The organism is Streptomyces sp. NPDC041940, assembly GCF_055589465.1.
In genome coordinates this window covers 138,170-152,759 of sequence record NZ_JBVJBP010000013.1, presented here as the reverse complement: position 1 = coordinate 152,759, position 14,590 = coordinate 138,170, and the positions used below count along the sequence as shown (strand labels likewise).

The 14,590-nt window shown below is 69.6% G+C and carries 13 protein-coding genes and 1 tRNA gene; 11 read left to right on the top strand and 3 right to left on the bottom strand.

The window, feature by feature from the left end:
- Nucleotide 1: 1 nt before the first annotated feature.
- A complete protein-coding gene (locus ACZ6I3_RS22820) occupies nt 2-1,006 on the bottom strand; it encodes an SMI1/KNR4 family protein (protein ID WP_469416878.1) in 1,005 nt (334 codons plus the stop codon).
- A gap of 411 nt (nt 1,007-1,417) precedes the next feature.
- Here ACZ6I3_RS22820 and ACZ6I3_RS22815 point away from each other — a divergent pair, with 411 nt between their 5' ends.
- A complete protein-coding gene (locus tag ACZ6I3_RS22815; RefSeq protein WP_469416876.1) occupies nt 1,418-2,053 on the top strand; it encodes a YwqJ-related putative deaminase in 636 nt (211 codons plus the stop codon).
- Between the two features lie 71 nt (nt 2,054-2,124).
- Nucleotides 2,125-2,619 (top strand): SUKH-3 domain-containing protein, encoded by a 495-nt coding sequence (locus tag ACZ6I3_RS22810; protein WP_469416874.1) that lies wholly within the window; start codon nt 2,125-2,127, stop codon nt 2,617-2,619.
- Nucleotides 2,620-2,643: 24 nt separating this feature from the next.
- On the opposite strand, the gene ACZ6I3_RS22805 is transcribed toward ACZ6I3_RS22810, so the two are convergent.
- Nucleotides 2,644-3,942: a sensor histidine kinase gene (locus tag ACZ6I3_RS22805; RefSeq protein WP_469416873.1), complete on the bottom strand. Its 1,299-nt coding sequence runs from the start codon at nt 3,940-3,942 to the stop codon at nt 2,644-2,646.
- 168 nt (nt 3,943-4,110) lie between these two features.
- On the opposite strand from ACZ6I3_RS22805, the gene ACZ6I3_RS22800 reads away from it, so the two are divergent.
- From ACZ6I3_RS22800 to ACZ6I3_RS22770, 7 genes are all read left to right on the top strand, one after another.
- The gene (locus ACZ6I3_RS22800; RefSeq protein ID WP_469416872.1) at nt 4,111-4,983 is read left to right on the top strand and encodes a hypothetical protein; all 873 of its coding nucleotides are present in this window, start codon (nt 4,111-4,113) and stop codon (nt 4,981-4,983) included.
- A gap of 12 nt (nt 4,984-4,995) precedes the next feature.
- Nucleotides 4,996-5,067: transfer RNA gene (locus ACZ6I3_RS22795), tRNA-Gln, on the top strand.
- 123 nt (nt 5,068-5,190) lie between these two features.
- Nucleotides 5,191-6,636 carry a bifunctional UDP-N-acetylglucosamine diphosphorylase/glucosamine-1-phosphate N-acetyltransferase GlmU gene (glmU, locus tag ACZ6I3_RS22790; RefSeq protein WP_469416870.1) on the top strand — a complete coding sequence of 482 codons (1,446 nt, stop codon included), beginning with the start codon at nt 5,191-5,193 and terminating at the stop codon, nt 6,634-6,636.
- A 147-nt stretch (nt 6,637-6,783) separates the two neighbouring features.
- Nucleotides 6,784-7,764 carry a ribose-phosphate diphosphokinase gene (locus ACZ6I3_RS22785; RefSeq protein ID WP_399018115.1) on the top strand — a complete coding sequence of 327 codons (981 nt, stop codon included), beginning with the start codon at nt 6,784-6,786 and terminating at the stop codon, nt 7,762-7,764.
- Nucleotides 7,765-7,950: 186 nt separating this feature from the next.
- Complete coding sequence (locus ACZ6I3_RS22780; protein ID WP_469416868.1) at nt 7,951-8,547, top strand: 50S ribosomal protein L25/general stress protein Ctc; 597 nt, start codon at nt 7,951-7,953, stop codon at nt 8,545-8,547.
- A 69-nt stretch (nt 8,548-8,616) separates the two neighbouring features.
- Entirely contained in the window at nt 8,617-9,219 is a 603-nt protein-coding gene (gene pth / locus ACZ6I3_RS22775; RefSeq protein WP_469416867.1) for an aminoacyl-tRNA hydrolase, read from the top strand.
- A gap of 42 nt (nt 9,220-9,261) precedes the next feature.
- Nucleotides 9,262-9,765 carry a hypothetical protein gene (locus tag ACZ6I3_RS22770; protein WP_469417022.1) on the top strand — a complete coding sequence of 168 codons (504 nt, stop codon included), beginning with the start codon at nt 9,262-9,264 and terminating at the stop codon, nt 9,763-9,765.
- 78 nt (nt 9,766-9,843) lie between these two features.
- Here ACZ6I3_RS22770 and ppc read toward each other — a convergent pair whose 3' ends face one another.
- Nucleotides 9,844-12,588 (bottom strand): phosphoenolpyruvate carboxylase, encoded by a 2,745-nt coding sequence (gene ppc, locus ACZ6I3_RS22765; RefSeq protein WP_469416866.1) that lies wholly within the window; start codon nt 12,586-12,588, stop codon nt 9,844-9,846.
- 299 nt (nt 12,589-12,887) lie between these two features.
- On the opposite strand from ppc, the gene ACZ6I3_RS22760 reads away from it, so the two are divergent.
- Nucleotides 12,888-13,907, top strand: coding sequence for an acyl-CoA desaturase (locus ACZ6I3_RS22760; RefSeq protein ID WP_469416864.1), 1,020 nt, complete (start codon nt 12,888-12,890; stop codon nt 13,905-13,907).
- Nucleotides 13,904-14,581, top strand: coding sequence for a TetR family transcriptional regulator (locus ACZ6I3_RS22755; protein ID WP_469416862.1), 678 nt, complete (start codon nt 13,904-13,906; stop codon nt 14,579-14,581). Before ACZ6I3_RS22760 ends, ACZ6I3_RS22755 begins: the two co-directional genes overlap by 4 nt.
- Nucleotides 14,582-14,590: the final 9 nt, after the last annotated feature.

Below are 14,590 nucleotides of genomic sequence, written 5' to 3'. Positions count from 1 at the left end.
GTCACTCCCCCACAGCCGAGGACGGCACCGCACCCACCGGCACCACACGCGCGAACCCGCCGTCCACCATCAGGTTCGCCACCGTCTCCAACTCCGGCGGATTACCGGCCAGCCGCGACAGGAAGACATCGAAGTCGTCCCCGCACGGCAGCAGCAGCCGCTCCACCCGCTCCGCCGGCGGCGTCGAGGGATCCACGTCCCGGGCGTCGTCGTACGCGCAGAACCACACGGAGCCGATCCGCTCGCCCTTCACCTTCACGGCGAGCAGCCCGCCCTGCACGAAGGAGACGCCCAGGTAGTCCTTGGTCAGATGGTCCCGCAGACACTTGTTGACGTACACCAGGTCATTGACCGCGGCCTCGTCCCGCACCGTGAAGAACGGCTGGTCGACCAGCAGCCCCAGCTCCGCGTCGAGCGCGGCACCCACCGGCGCGCAGCCGCCCGCCGCCTTCAGGAACGACCGGTACGCGCCCGGCAGCCGGTAGCCGAGCTCCTCCTCGACGCCCTGCACCTGCGACTCCGTCACGGCCACACCCGACTTCGGCAGCCCGAAGTGCGCCGGACGCGTCTCCTGGAGCGGCCGCGTGCCCCGCTTGCCGTGGTCGACACCCGACGTGGCCACGCCGCCGTGATGCCGCAGCAGCGCCTTCACCTCGACCGGGACCAGCTCCAGCCGCCGCGAGGCGACCGCGTGGTGCCAGGTCCAGCCGTGCGGCGTCGCCACCGCCGGAACCGTGTCCCACAGCTCGTGCCCGGACGCCGACAGCGCGCTGTTCGCCGACACGTAGTCCGTCAGCCGCAACTCGTCGACACCGAACCCCTCCGGCGGCTCCGCGATCTCCGCGATCGCGCGCGCGTAGGGCGAGAAGTCGGGGTAGCCACGCTCGTCGACCCGTACCCCTCTCGGGTGACGGGCCGCCCGGACCGGGTCCGGGAAATGCACGACCTGCCCGGCGTAGGCCGCGTTCGGCGGCGCGGCTTGCTGCCCGAGCCGACCTGTCGTCATGGCGGTTGCCCCCTGCGGCACTCTGTACGAACCGTATTGACCACACTTGGCGCACTACGACCCGTATCGACTGTCACGTCTGTCTGTCTCGACTGTCCGTCTCGACTTCTCTGCAGTTCCCTGCGCTTGCCTGCACTTCCCTGCACGCGCCGACCCCGCGGATCACCCTCCGGTTCACTGCATCGATCTCCGAACGGATCACCGCATCGCCCGCGGTGCCGACAGCCTATGCGGTACGACGACACCGGTCACCGGCACCGGTCGGCGCCCCCTCCGCTTCCGTGACCAGCCGTCACCCCACCGTGACGGCACACCCCGGAACGGGCGTGTCGCCGCGCCCCAGCTTCCGCACCAGCCACGGCATTTGGCAGTCTGTGACCCCCGGGGGGATGCACGGAGGGGTAGACGATCATGAACGCGACGCAGACGGGACCACACACCGGCAGGTCCGCCGACCCAAGAAACGGCGACCCCCGGCACGGCGACCCGCGGCACGGCGACCCGCAGTACGGCGACCCAAGAGGCACCGATCCGCACCACGTCGACCCACGGGCCGGCGACCCCCGCAGCGGCGATCCCCGCATCGGCTGGAGCGCCACCGAAGCGGCCCACGCCCCCGTCCTCCACCACCGCCGCGACGGCATCCTCCCCACCGTCGCCGCCGCCCTCTCCGTCCGCGGCGCCACCCTCACCGGCACCGCCGTCCGCGGCGACACACCCCCCGCCCTGCACCCCCTCGTCCAGGACTTCCTCGACACCCTCACCAGCGCCCAGCGCGACCGCTTCACCGGCCGCTGCGCCGAGACCATCCTCATCTCCCGGCACATCGCCGCCGCCGACACCACACGCAGCAAACGCGCCGCACGAAAACCCATGACCAACGGCGAGGCCCGCAAAGCCCTCAAGCAGGCCAAACTCACCGCCCGCCACATCCGCGAGGACGGCGACCCCCTCCACGGCACCTTCGCCACCCCCTGCCGCGCCTGCACCGCCCTCAGCGCCCACTTCGGGGTCCGCATAGTCGACCCGGCCACCCAGAACGACTGACGCCCGCCCCGACACCCCCACCCCCACCCCCACTCCCACAACTCCCACGACCCCGACGAGACGAAGCGCAGATGCACACCGACCGCACCTCCTCCACCCGCTTCGCCGTACCCGTCGACGCCGCCCTGCGCGCCGCCGGCTGGCAACCCGGACGCTGGGACATCAAGCAGGCCGAGTACTGGGCCGACGCCCTCCGCGACCACGCCTCACCCGCGGGCCACCGGCACACCGTCTTCCCCGCCGCCGTCGAGGCCTGGGCCGAATTCGGCGGACTCCACATCACCCCCACGGGCCCCGGCCGCCAGGTCGCCCCCGCCACCCTGCACCTCGACCCGCTGCACGGCCTCCACATGGCCCGCACCCTCGGCGACCTCGGCCGCGCCCTCGGCACCGAGGTCTGCCCCCTCGGCGCCGAGACCGACAGCCGGTCCCTCGTCGCCATCGACACCGACGGCCGCGTCTACACCCTCGACCACACCGGCGACTGGTACCTCGGCCAGGACATCGACCAGGCCCTGTCCACCCTCATCGCCGGCACGGAACCGACCCGCCTCACAGCGAGCTGACGCCCGCCCCCGCGGCGACGGGCCCTACGACGCCGGAATCACCGCCGACACCCGGAAACCCCCCGCGTCCGTAGGCCCCGACACGAACACCCCGCCCAACGCGGAGACCCGCTCCTTCATCCCCACCAGCCCGTTCCCCCCGGACGGCAACCGCGCCGACGACGCCGCCTCCTCGGCCGGCTCGTTCTCCACCTGCATCGCGATCTCCGACACCCGATGCGCCAGCCGCACATAGGTCTTCGCCCCGGCCGCGTGCTTGTGGACGTTCGTCAACGCCTCCTGCACCACGCGATACGCCGTCTGCTCGACCTCCGGCGCATACGACCGCTGGTCCCCCTCCACGGACAGATCCACCACCATCCCCGCGGCGGCCGACTGCCCGACCAGCTCCTCGATCTCCGCCAGACACGGCCCCTCGTCGTCGACGGCCCGCGAAGCAGCCGCAGCCGCAGCCGCCCCCACCGCCGCCAGCGGCATCGACTCGGCCCTCTCCCGCCGCTCGCCCCCACCACTGCGCAGCACCCCGAGCATCTCCCGCAACTCGGTCAGCGCCTGCCGCCCCATGTCCCCCACGAGCGCGGCGTTCCGCACCGCCTTCTCGGGATCCTTCCGCGCCACCGCCTGCAGCGCCGCGGCATGCACCACCATCAGACTCACCCGGTGCGCGACCACGTCGTGCATCTCCCGGGCGATCCTGGTCCGCTCCTCGTTTCGGGCCCACTCGGCCCGCTCCTCCGCCCGCTCGGCGAGCAGCTGCAGCTCCCGCTCCAGATCGTCCGCACGCTCCCGCAGGCTCTCCATCAGCCGCCGCCGGGCCCCCACATACAACCCGAGCAGCACGGGCGGCGCCGTGAACCCCACCGACATCGTGATGGCCGCGAAGGGCACGAACCAGTCCCCGATGTCCAGGTCCCCGCGCGACATGTCCTGCCGGGTCTTCACGAACGTCACGATGAGCGTCCCCAGCAGCGACATCCCCGCCAGCGAGGCGAGGATCCGCCGGGGCAGCTCGGACGCGGCCAGCGTGTACAGGCCGACGACGCCCATCAGGAAGCCCATCTCGGCGGGCGTGATGGCGATCGACACCAGGACCACCGCGATCGGCCACCGGCGCCGCACGAGCAGCACGGAACCGGCCAGCAGCCCGAACACCACCCCCGCGGCCACCGGGATCCCGGCGTCCCTGGCGAACGGAATGCCCTCGAACCCACACTCCAGTGCGGACGCCACGGCCAGGCTCACATCGAACACGGCACTGCGCCGCCTGGCCCACCACCACGGCCCTCCCCGGGCCGTCACATGGTCTTCCCCCGTAGCGGTCATGCCCTCCACCCTAAAGGCGCCCGCCGCCGCTTTTCCGGTGAGTTTCCCGGACTGGCCTACACCACACTCCGTGACCGTTCAGCCGCGATACGGCCCGATATCCCCCGAACTGCTGAATCGCTCACCGTTCGACCCTGGAAGCCGCCATTCCGCCCGGACGGTATGCGTATGACACATGCCAACGGCAAATACGCCGACTTCGAGGGACTGCGGGAGCAGGCAGTGGCGCTGCGCCGCGCGGGCCTCAGCCGCCGCCAGATCCGCGACCGCCTCCACGTCGACAACAACGACCTCCTCAACCGCCTCCTGGAAGGCGAACCGGCCCCGGCCTGGACGAAGCGCCCGAACGCCAAGGACGACCTGAAGGAGAAGGCCAGGGAACTCCGACTCCAGGGCTGGACGTACGACCGGATCCAGGTGGAGCTGGGGTGCTCGAAGAGTTCGATCTCGCTGTGGGTACGGGACCTGCCGAAGCCTGAGCGCAAGCGCTCGACCGAGGAGGCATCAGCGATCGCGAGGCGAGGCTGGGAGGCCACCATGCGCTTGCGCGACCAGGAGCGACAGCGCACCAAGGAGGCAGCCAAGCAGGCGGTCGGCGCACTGTCCCCACGAGAACTGTTCCTGCTGGGCGTCGGTCTGTACTGGGCGGAGGGCAGCAAGGACAAGCCCTACGACCGCCGCGAGAACGTCTGCTTCGTCAACAGCGACCCCGGCATGATCGGAGTGTTCCTGGCCTGGCTCGACCTGCTCGGAGTGGACCGGGAGCGGCTCAGGTTCACCGTGATGATCCACGAGTCCGCCGACGTGGCAGGGGCCGAGCGGTACTGGGCCGACCTCGCCGGCGCCGACCGCTCCGCGTTCAACAGGACGACCCTCAAACGGCACAACCCCAAGACGGTCCGCAAGAACACCGGCGCCTCATATCGGGGGTGCCTCGTGATCAAAGTCCGGCAGAGCGCCGACCTGTACCGTCGCATCGAAGGCTCTTGGTACGGCATAGTGTTGGGAGCCGCCCAGCCGATCGGCGAGATGTCCGATTAGCCGGATTAATGATCCCCTGTGGTGTAATTGGCAACACGGGTCACTTTGGATGATTTGTTCCAGGTTCGAGTCCTGGCAGGGGAGCACCTACTCGGTTCGGGTCCTGGCTGGTGAAACGGCGGCCCGACCCCACACCCCCACCCCCCACAAAACCCCCCGGTATCCTGCGGATGAAACCCCACCCCATCCACAGCCGAAGGGCATCCCGTGAGCGCCAACCGCCCGGCAGCCGTCGTCGTTCTCGCAGCGGGTGAGGGCACCCGTATGAAGTCGGCCACACCCAAGGTCCTACACGAGCTCTGCGGCCGCAGTCTCGTCGGGCATGTGCTCGCCGCCGCGGGCGAGCTGCACCCCGAGAACCTGGTCGTCGTGGTCGGCCACGCCCGTGAGAAGGTCACCGCCCACCTGGGCGAGATCGCCCCCGCCGTCCGCACCGCCGTACAGGCGGAGCAGAACGGCACCGGGCACGCCGTACGGATGGGACTCGAAGCGCTCGGCGGATCCGTCGACGGGACCGTCGTCGTCGTGTGCGGGGACACTCCCCTGCTCACCGGCGCGACCCTCGACGCCCTCGCCGCCACCCACTCCGCCGACGGCAACGCGGTGACCGTGCTGACCGCCGAGGTGCCGGACGCGACCGGCTACGGCCGGATCGTCCGCGACGACACCGGCGCCGTGACCGCGATCGTGGAGCACAAGGACGCCACGGACGCCCAGCGGTCGATCCGTGAGATCAACTCGGGTGTGTTCGCGTTCGACGGCCAGCTGCTCGCCGACGCCCTGAAGAAGGTGCGCACGGACAACAGCCAGGGCGAGGAGTACCTCACCGACGTGCTCGGCATCCTGCGCGAGGCCGGGCACCGGGTCGGGGCCTCCGTGGCCGGCGATCACCGGGAGATCGCCGGCATCAACAACCGCGTGCAGCTCTCCGAGGCCCGCCGCATCCTCAACGACCGGCTCCTCACCGAGGCCATGCTCGCCGGTGTCACGGTCATCGACCCGGCGACGACCTGGGTCGACGTCACCGTCACCTTCGAGCAGGACGCCGTCGTCCACCCGGGCACCCAGCTGCACGGCGCGACGCATCTCAGCGAGGGCGCGGAGGTCGGGCCCAACTCCCGGCTGACCGACACCCGGGTCGGGGCGGGCGCGCGTGTGGACAACACCGTGGCGGTGGGCGCGGAGGTGGGTGCGGCCGCGTCGGTGGGGCCGTACGCGTATCTGCGTCCGGGGACCCGGCTGGGCGCCAAGGGCAAGATCGGGACGTACGTCGAGACGAAGAACGCCACGATCGGGGAGGGGACGAAGGTGCCTCACCTCTCCTACGTGGGTGACGCGACGATCGGTGAGCAGTCGAACATCGGCGCCGCGAGTGTGTTCGTGAACTACGACGGCCAGGAGAAGCACCACACGAACATCGGCTCTCACTGCCGTACGGGCTCGGACAACATGTTTGTGGCGCCTGTCACGGTGGGGGACGGCGCGTACACCGCCGCCGGGTCCGTGATCACGAAGGATGTGCCGCCCGGTTCGCTGGCTGTGGCCCGTGGTCAGCAGCGGAATATCGAGGGTTGGGTGGCTCGTAAGCGTCCGGGGAGCGCGGCCGCGAAGGCGGCGGAGGCGGCTTCCCGGGAGTCGGCCGACGAGGGCTGACCGGAAACCGGTGCCTCAAACTCGGCGTACGGTGATAAGTGCACACCCGCACCCCCACCAGTTGAGACGTCCTCTCGCGAGCCCGCTGAGAGGTCCCTCGACCCCAGATCGAAACCCCAGCTGCGACACCTCTGAGGAGACAGTGCTGTGACCGGGATCAAGACGACCGGCGAGAAGAAGTTGATGTTCTTCTCCGGCCGCGCCCACCCCGAGCTTGCCGAGGAGGTCGCCCACCAGCTGGGTGTCGGGGTTGTCCCGACGAAGGCCTTCGACTTCGCCAACGGTGAGATCTATGTGCGTTATCAGGAGTCGGCGCGTGGCGCCGACTGCTTCCTGATCCAGAGCCACACGGCTCCGATCAACAAGTGGATCATGGAGCAGTTGATCATGATCGACGCGTTGAAGCGGGCGTCGGCCCGGTCCATCACGGTCATCGTGCCGTTCTACGGTTACGCGCGGCAGGACAAGAAGCACCGCGGACGTGAACCGATCTCGGCGCGTCTGATCGCGGACATGATGAAGACGGCGGGTGCGGACCGCATTCTCACCGTCGATCTGCACACGGACCAGATCCAGGGCTTCTTCGACGGTCCGGTGGACCACCTGTTCGCGCTGCCGCTGCTGGCGGACTACGTGGGCCGGAAGGTGGACCGGGAGAAGCTGACGGTCGTCTCCCCGGACGCGGGCCGGGTGCGGGTCGCGGACCGCTGGTGCGACCGGCTGGGCGCGCCGCTGGCGATCGTGCACAAGCGGCGGGACAAGGATGTCGCGAACCAGGTCACCGTCCACGAGGTCGTGGGTGAGGTGAAGGGCCGCGTGTGTGTCCTGGTGGACGACATGATCGACACCGGTGGGACGATCTGTGCCGCTGCCGACGCGCTGTTCGCGCACGGTGCGGAGGATGTGATCGTGACGGCGACGCACGGTGTGCTGTCGGGTCCGGCGGCGGACCGTCTGAAGAACTCGCGGGTGAGCGAGTTCGTGTTCACGGACACGCTGCCGACGCCGGGTGAGCTGAGCCGGGATCTGGACAAGATCTCGGTGCTGTCGATCGCGCCGACGATCGCGAGCGCGGTGCGTGAGGTGTTCGAGGACGGTTCGGTGACGAGCCTGTTCGACGAGCAGTGAGGGCTCTCCGGGAGCTCCTCTAGATCGTTTTGGGTGCGGCCTCCCCTGCCGAGTAGACTGCTGCAGTTGCTCGGCGAGGGAGGCCGTTTCCCGTTGTGGGATCGGTGCTCCGTTATCGACGCGCTCTTCGTAGCAGGCCGTTCGTGGCCGGGTGACCACGTCCGTACCTGATTTCGAGGAGTGATTATGTCCGAGGTGAAGATCTCCGCCGCGACGCGCACCGAGTTCGGCAAGGGTGCCGCGCGCCGTATCCGTCGTGAGTCCAAGGTTCCGGGTGTCCTGTACGGGCACGGTTCGGACCCGCTGCACGTGACCCTGCCGGGCCACGACCTGCTGATGGCGCTGCGTACGCCGAACGTCCTGATCGCGCTGGACATCGACGGCAAGACCAAGGAACTGGCGATTCCGAAGGCCGTGCAGCGTGACCCGCTGAAGGGCTTCCTGGAGCACGTCGACCTGCTGCTGGTGAAGCGTGGCGAGCAGGTCAACGTCGACATCTACGTCCACACCGAGGGTGAGCTGGCCCCGGGCGGCTTCCTGCTCGAGCACGTGCTGAACGCGCTGCCGGTCGAGGCCGAGGCCACGCACATCCCGGAGTCCGTGACGGTCTCCATCGAGGGTCTGTCCGCCGGTGACTCGATCCTCGCCAAGGACATCACGCTGCCCAAGGGCACGACGCTGGCCGTCGAGGAGGACACCGTCGTCCTTCAGGTCCTGGCCGCGCAGGCCGAGGAGGCCGCTGAGGGTGAAGGCGCCGAGGGCGAAGAGGCCGCTGAGGCCTGATCCTCTTCGTCGTCGTTTCGTCGGCCGCTGTTCCGGTGCGGAGCAGCGGCCGACGCGTATGAAGGAGACATGGACGTGACGACCGATGCCGCCGCTCCCTGGCTGATCGTGGGGCTGGGCAATCCGGGGCCGGAGTATGCGGGGAACCGGCACAACGTGGGTTTCATGGTGGCCGATCTGCTGGCGGATCGCGTCGGGGGGAGGTTCAAGCGGGCGGGGAAGGCGCAGGCGCAGGCGATCGAGGGGCGGATCGGTCCGCCCGGGCCGGCGAACCGTCGGGTGATTCTGGCGAAGCCGATGTCGTACATGAATCTGTCGGGCGGGCCGGTGAACGCGCTGCGGGACTTCTACAAGGTGCCGGTGGCGCATGTGGTGGCGATTCATGATGAGTTGGACATCGATTACGGGACGTTGCGGCTGAAGCTGGGCGGCGGGGACAACGGCCACAACGGGTTGAAGTCGATGACGAAGGCGTTCGGGGCGGACTATCACCGGGTGCGGTTCGGGATCGGGCGGCCGCCGGGGCGGATGCAGGTCGCCGACTTCGTGCTGAAGGACTTCTCGTCGAGCGAGCGCAAGGAGCTCGACTACTTCGTGGACCGGGCGGCGGATGCCGTGGAGGGCCTCGTCATCGACGGACTGGAGCGGGCGCAAAGCACGTACAACTCCTGACTTGTCACCCCGGGGAGTTGACCGGCCGTGTGGGTATGGCCAATGATCCCGGCCATGCCCCCCACTGCCGCCGCTTCTCGCCAGAGCTCTCATGCCGTGCTGCGGTTCGGTCGGTTCGCGGCGATGGGTACGGTCGCCGCGCTGATCCTGATCGCGGGTGTGTGGGCGTCGTGGGGTACGGCGCAGCATGTGATGCTGACGAAGGGCCGGGAGCGCGGCACGGTCGATGTGTCGCGGTGCGGGCCGGACCTGTGCACGGGCGCGTTCACGCCGTTGTCGGAGGGTGCGCAGCCGCGGGCGAGGGTGGAGCTGGAGAAGTCGGTCGCGGTGGAGAGGGGCCGGACCTACACGGTGGTCCTGAAGCCCGGCAGTGATGACGCGGTCCGTTCGGGTCCGGCGGGGATTCTGTACGCGTGGATTCCGCTGGGTGGTGCGCTGTTGCTGGCGTCGGTCGTGGTGGCGGGCGGGTTGTTGCGGACGCGGGTGGCGTGGGTGCTGGCGCTGTCGGGGTTCGGGCTGCTGACGGCGGCGTTCTTCGCCGTGTGAGGTCAGGTGCCGTCAGGCGTACGAAAGGTGCCCCCGGGTTCACATGAACCGGGGGCACCTTTCGTTGTGCTGTGTGGCTCAGCCGGTGTTGCGCAGGCCGGCTGCCACGCCGTTGACGGTGAGGAGCAGGGCGCGGGCGAGCAGCGGGTCGGGCTGTTCGGCGGCGCCGACGGCGTCGCGCTGCCGCTTGAGGAGGGCGACCTGGAGGTAGGAGATCGGGTCGAGGTAGGCGTCGCGGATGGCGAAGGTCTGCTTGAGGACGGGCGCGGCGTCGAGGAGTGTTTCTTCGCCGGTCACGCGCAGCACCTCACGCACGGTCAGTTCGTGCTCGGCCTTGATGGTGTCGAAGACGTGCTTGAGCTCGTCGGGGACGAGGGTGTCGACGTAGTGCTGGGCGATCCGCAGGTCGGTCTTGGCCAGGGTCATCTCGACGTTGGAGATGAAGTTGCGGAAGAAGTGCCACTGTCCGTGCATCTCGTCGAGGACGGTGTCGCCTTCTTGGCGCAGGCCTGCCTCGCGCAGTGCCTTGAGGCCGGAGCCGACGCCGAACCAGCCGGGCACGATCTGCCGTGACTGGGTCCAGCCGAAGACCCACGGGATGGCCCGCAGCCCGTCGAGGCCGGCGCCGGTGTCCGGGCGGCGTGAGGGGCGGGAGCCGAGGTGGAGGTCGGCGAGCTGGTCGACGGGCGTGGAGGCGAAGAAGTACGCCGGGAGGTCGGGGTCCTCGACGAGCCTGCGGTAGGCGGCCTCGGCGGCCTCGGAGACGACGTCCATGGCGGCGTCCCAGCGGGCCAGGGCCTCGTCCGACTGGCGGGGGGCGGTGTGCAGGGCGGATGCCTGCAGGGTGGCCGCGACGCTCAGTTCCAGGTTCTCCCTGGCCAGGGCGGGGATGAGGTACTTGTCGGAGATGACCTCGCCCTGTTCGGTCACCTTGATCTCGCCCTCCAGGGTGCCCCAGGGCTGGGCGAGGATGGCGTCGTGGGTGGGGCCGCCGCCGCGGCCGACGGTGCCGCCGCGGCCGTGGAAGAGGCGGAGCCGGACGCCGTAGCGGTGGGCTACGTCGCGCAGGCGGCGCTGGGCGCGGTGGATCTCCCACTGGCTGGTGGTGATGCCGCCGAACTTGGAGGAGTCGGAGTAGCCGAGCATGACCTCCTGGACGTCGCCGCGCAGCGCCACGAGCCTGCGGTACGACGGGTCGGAGAGCATCTCCTCCAGGATCGTGTCCGCGGCCTTGAGCTCGTCGGTCGTCTCCAGCAGCGGCACGATGCCGATCTTCGCCCAGCCGGCGTGCAGGTCGACGAGTCCGGCCTCGCGGGCGAGGACGGCGGCGGCGAAGACGTCGTCGGCGCCCTGGCACATGGAGATGATGTACGACTCGATGACCTCGGGTCCGAAGACCTCCAGGGCCTTCTTCACGGTCTGGAAGACGCCGAGGGTCTTCTCGCCGGGCGCGTCCACGGGCGCCGGGGTGGGCGCGAGGGGGCGGCGGGAGCGCAGTTCCTTGGCGAGCAGCCTGGCGCGGTAGTCGCGGGGCATGTCCGCGTACCGCCAGGATTCCTCGCCGAGCCGGTCGAAGAGCTGGCCGAGGGCGTGGTGGTGGGCGTCCGCGTGTTCGCGTACGTCCATGGTGGCGAGCTGGAGGCCGAAGGCGGCCAGGGTGCGGATGGTGCGGGCGAGGCGGCCGTCGGCGAAGAGGCCGCCGCGGTGCTCGCGCAGGGAGCTCTGGATGATCCGCAGGTCGTCGAGGAGCTGGCTGGTGCCGAGGTAGTCGCGGCCGGGGACGTGTGCGGTGCCCTTGGCGAGGCGCTTCTTGGTGTTCTCCAGCTTCTGCCGGATGCAGGTGGCCTTGAGCCGGTAGGGCTCCTCGGCGTTGAGGCGCTTGTAGCGGGGGCTGATCTCGGGGAGGTTCTCCAGGTCGGTCTGGAGGGAGGTCAGCAGTTCCTCGGTGGCGCCGGCGTAGCGGATGGAGTTGGAGAGGAAGCCGCGCAGCTCGTCGATCGTCTCGAGGGCGTCGTTGATGCCGTGCTCGTGCTGGAGGATGAGGACGTCCCAGGTCACCTGGGGGGTGACGTTGGGGTTGCCGTCGCGGTCGCCGCCGATCCAGGTGCCGAAGGTGAGCGGGCGGGTGTCGTCGGGGAGCTTGACCCCGGCGCGCTCCAGCTCGGCGGTGAGGTCCTCCAGGACGTCGCCGACGGCGTTGGCGTGCAGTTCGTCCAGGTAGTAGATGGCGTTGCGGGCCTCGTCGGCGGGCTCGGGGCGGACGACGCGCAGTTCGTCGGTCTGCCAGACGAGGTCGATGTTCTCGGCGAGCCGGATGTCGAGGCGGCGGCGGTCGGACTCGATGACGGGGGTGTCGAGGAGTGCGGCGACGCGCCGGAGCTTGTTCAGGACCGACCGGCGCGCTGCCTCGGTCGGGTGGGCCGTGAACACGGGACGAATATTGAGGTTCCGGACCGTCTCGCGCAGGTGTTCGGGGTCGGCGTCCTTGAGCCGGTCGGCCGTACGGGCGAGCAGTCCGCCCTCGGCGGCGCGCCGGGCCCGCAGCTCGCGGCCGCGGTGGACCTGCTCGGTGACGTTGGCCAGGTGGAAATAGGTGGAGAACGCGCGGACCAGCTTGGCCGCGGTGTCGAGTTCGGTGCCGCGCAGCAGCTCGGCGGCGGCCTCGCCGTCCTCTCGGGTGAGGCGGCGGACCTTCTCGACGAGTTCCAGGAGCTCAGGGCCCTCCTGCCGGACAAGGGTCTCTCCGAGGAGGTCACCCAGCCGGCGGATGTCGGCACGCAGCTCACTGCTCGTCGTCGTGGTCTGGTCGTCGGCACTGCTCACAGGTGCGGCTCCTTGCAGTGTTGAAGCTCGTCTGGGAGGGGAACCCGGACGGCGTCTCGCGCGGCGTGCGCCGCATACGGGCCGGAACATCCGGGAAGAAATCAGAGCGGACCGCGCTGTCCGACCGACTCCAGGATAGGTGTCGGCGGGGACGCGCAGGCTTTCGGGCTCTTGCCGCCGGGCGGCGCACTGCCATACTTACGAAGCCGTAGGTTACGGAACCGTAGGAAGCAGCCGTACGGGTCCCCGTGCCCCGGCTACCCTCACTTCTCCCTCCACATACCCCCCAGGGGACGCGTATGACCAGTTCCGACGTGATCGAGGACGCCCCCGAGGCGCCCGGTCAGGCCACCGACTCCGCAGCCCCCTCCTCCGCCACGCTGGGCGGCGAGCAGAAGCGGTCCATCGAACAGATCACTCTCCTCCTCTTCATCATCGTCCCGTTCCTCGCGGTGCTGGCGGCCGTGCCGCTGGCCTGGGGCTGGGGCGTGAGCTGGCTGGACATCGGGCTGCTGGTGTTCTTCTACTACCTGGGGTGCCACGGCATCACGATCGGCTTCCACCGCCACTTCACGCACAGTTCCTTCAAGGCCAAGCGGCCGTTGAAGATCGCGCTGGCCATCGCGGGCTCGATGGCGGTCGAGGGTCCCCTGGTGCGCTGGGTGGCCGATCACCGCAAGCACCACAAGTTCTCCGACGCGGAGGGTGACCCGCACTCGCCGTGGCGTTTCGGCGAGACCGTCCCGGCCCTGATGAAGGGCCTGTGGTGGGCGCACATCGGATGGATGTTCGACGAGGAGCAGACGCCGCAGGAGAAGTACGCCCCGGACCTGATCAAGGACAAGACGCTCCGCACGATCTCCCGCCAGTTCATCCTGTGGGCGGCCCTGTCCCTGGCGCTCCCGCCGCTGATCGGCGGCCTGGTCACGATGTCCTGGTGGGGCGCCTTCACGGCGTTCTTCTGGGGGTCGCTCGTCCGGGTGGCCCTGCTGCACCATGTGACGTGGTCGATCAACTCGATCTGCCACGCGGTCGGCAGGCGCCCCTTCAAGTCGCGCGACCGGTCGGGCAACGTGTGGTGGCTGGCCGTGCTGTCCTGCGGCGAGTCCTGGCACAACCTGCACCACGCCGACCCGACCTCCGCGCGGCACGGGGTGATGCGCGGCCAGCTGGATTCCTCCGCACGGCTGATCCGCTGGTTCGAGATGGCCGGCTGGGCGTACGACGTGCGCTGGCCGTCACGCTCGCGTATCGATTCGCGCCGTAACGACGGGGAAGGCGGCTCCCGGCGCGGGAAGGAGCCCGTCGAGGCGGCATGATGGTCGCTGTGGCGACCGACTCGAGCAGCACCCCCAGCAATGACAAGCCGCGGCGAGTGCGTCGCACGCGGATGACCGGTGCCGAGCGCCGCCAACAGTTGCTGGAGATCGGTCGCACGCTCTTCGCGGCGAAGGGGTTCGAGGGCACCTCGGTGGAGGAGATCGCGGCGAAGGCCGGGGTCTCCAAGCCGGTGGTGTACGAGCACTTCGGCGGCAAGGAGGGCCTCTACGCCGTCGTGGTGGACCGCGAGATGCGGTGCCTGCTGGACATGGTGACGAGTTCCCTCACGGCCGGTCACCCTCGCGAACTCTGCGAACAGGCGGCTTTCGCCCTTCTCGACTACATCGAGGAGAACACGGACGGCTTCCGCATCCTGGTCCGGGACTCCCCCATCCCCCAGTCGACGGGCTCCTTCGCCTCCCTGATCTCGGACATCGCCACCCAGGTCGAGGACATCCTCGGCAAGGAGTTCAAGAGCCGCGGCTTCGACCCCAAGCTGGCCCCGCTGTACGCCCAGGCCCTGGTCGGCATGGTCGCCCTGACCGGCCAGTGGTGGCTGGACGTCCGCAAGCCGAAGAAGGCCGAGGTGGCCGCGCACCTGGTGAATCTGGCCTGGCACGGGCTGGACGGGATAGAGGCGAAGCCGCATTTGATAGGGCGGCGCAAGAGCTGAACCCAGCGC

Excerpts from the sequence above, each read along its gene's own strand:
- ACZ6I3_RS22820 (WP_469416878.1), bottom strand. The coding sequence starts at position 1,006 with ATGACGACAGGTCGGCTCGGGCAGCAAGCCGCGCCGCCGAACGCGGCC.
- ACZ6I3_RS22815 (WP_469416876.1), top strand. The coding sequence starts at position 1,418 with ATGAACGCGACGCAGACGGGACCACACACCGGCAGGTCCGCCGACCCA.
- ACZ6I3_RS22810 (WP_469416874.1), top strand. The coding sequence starts at position 2,125 with ATGCACACCGACCGCACCTCCTCCACCCGCTTCGCCGTACCCGTCGAC.
- ACZ6I3_RS22770 (WP_469417022.1), top strand. The coding sequence starts at position 9,262 with ATGATCCCGGCCATGCCCCCCACTGCCGCCGCTTCTCGCCAGAGCTCT.
- ACZ6I3_RS22805 (WP_469416873.1), bottom strand. The coding sequence starts at position 3,942 with ATGACCGCTACGGGGGAAGACCATGTGACGGCCCGGGGAGGGCCGTGG.
- ACZ6I3_RS22780 (WP_469416868.1), top strand. The coding sequence starts at position 7,951 with ATGTCCGAGGTGAAGATCTCCGCCGCGACGCGCACCGAGTTCGGCAAG.
- ACZ6I3_RS22755 (WP_469416862.1), top strand. The coding sequence starts at position 13,904 with ATGATGGTCGCTGTGGCGACCGACTCGAGCAGCACCCCCAGCAATGAC.
- pth (WP_469416867.1), top strand. The coding sequence starts at position 8,617 with ATGGACGTGACGACCGATGCCGCCGCTCCCTGGCTGATCGTGGGGCTG.
- ACZ6I3_RS22800 (WP_469416872.1), top strand. The coding sequence starts at position 4,111 with ATGACACATGCCAACGGCAAATACGCCGACTTCGAGGGACTGCGGGAG.
- ACZ6I3_RS22760 (WP_469416864.1), top strand. The coding sequence starts at position 12,888 with ATGACCAGTTCCGACGTGATCGAGGACGCCCCCGAGGCGCCCGGTCAG.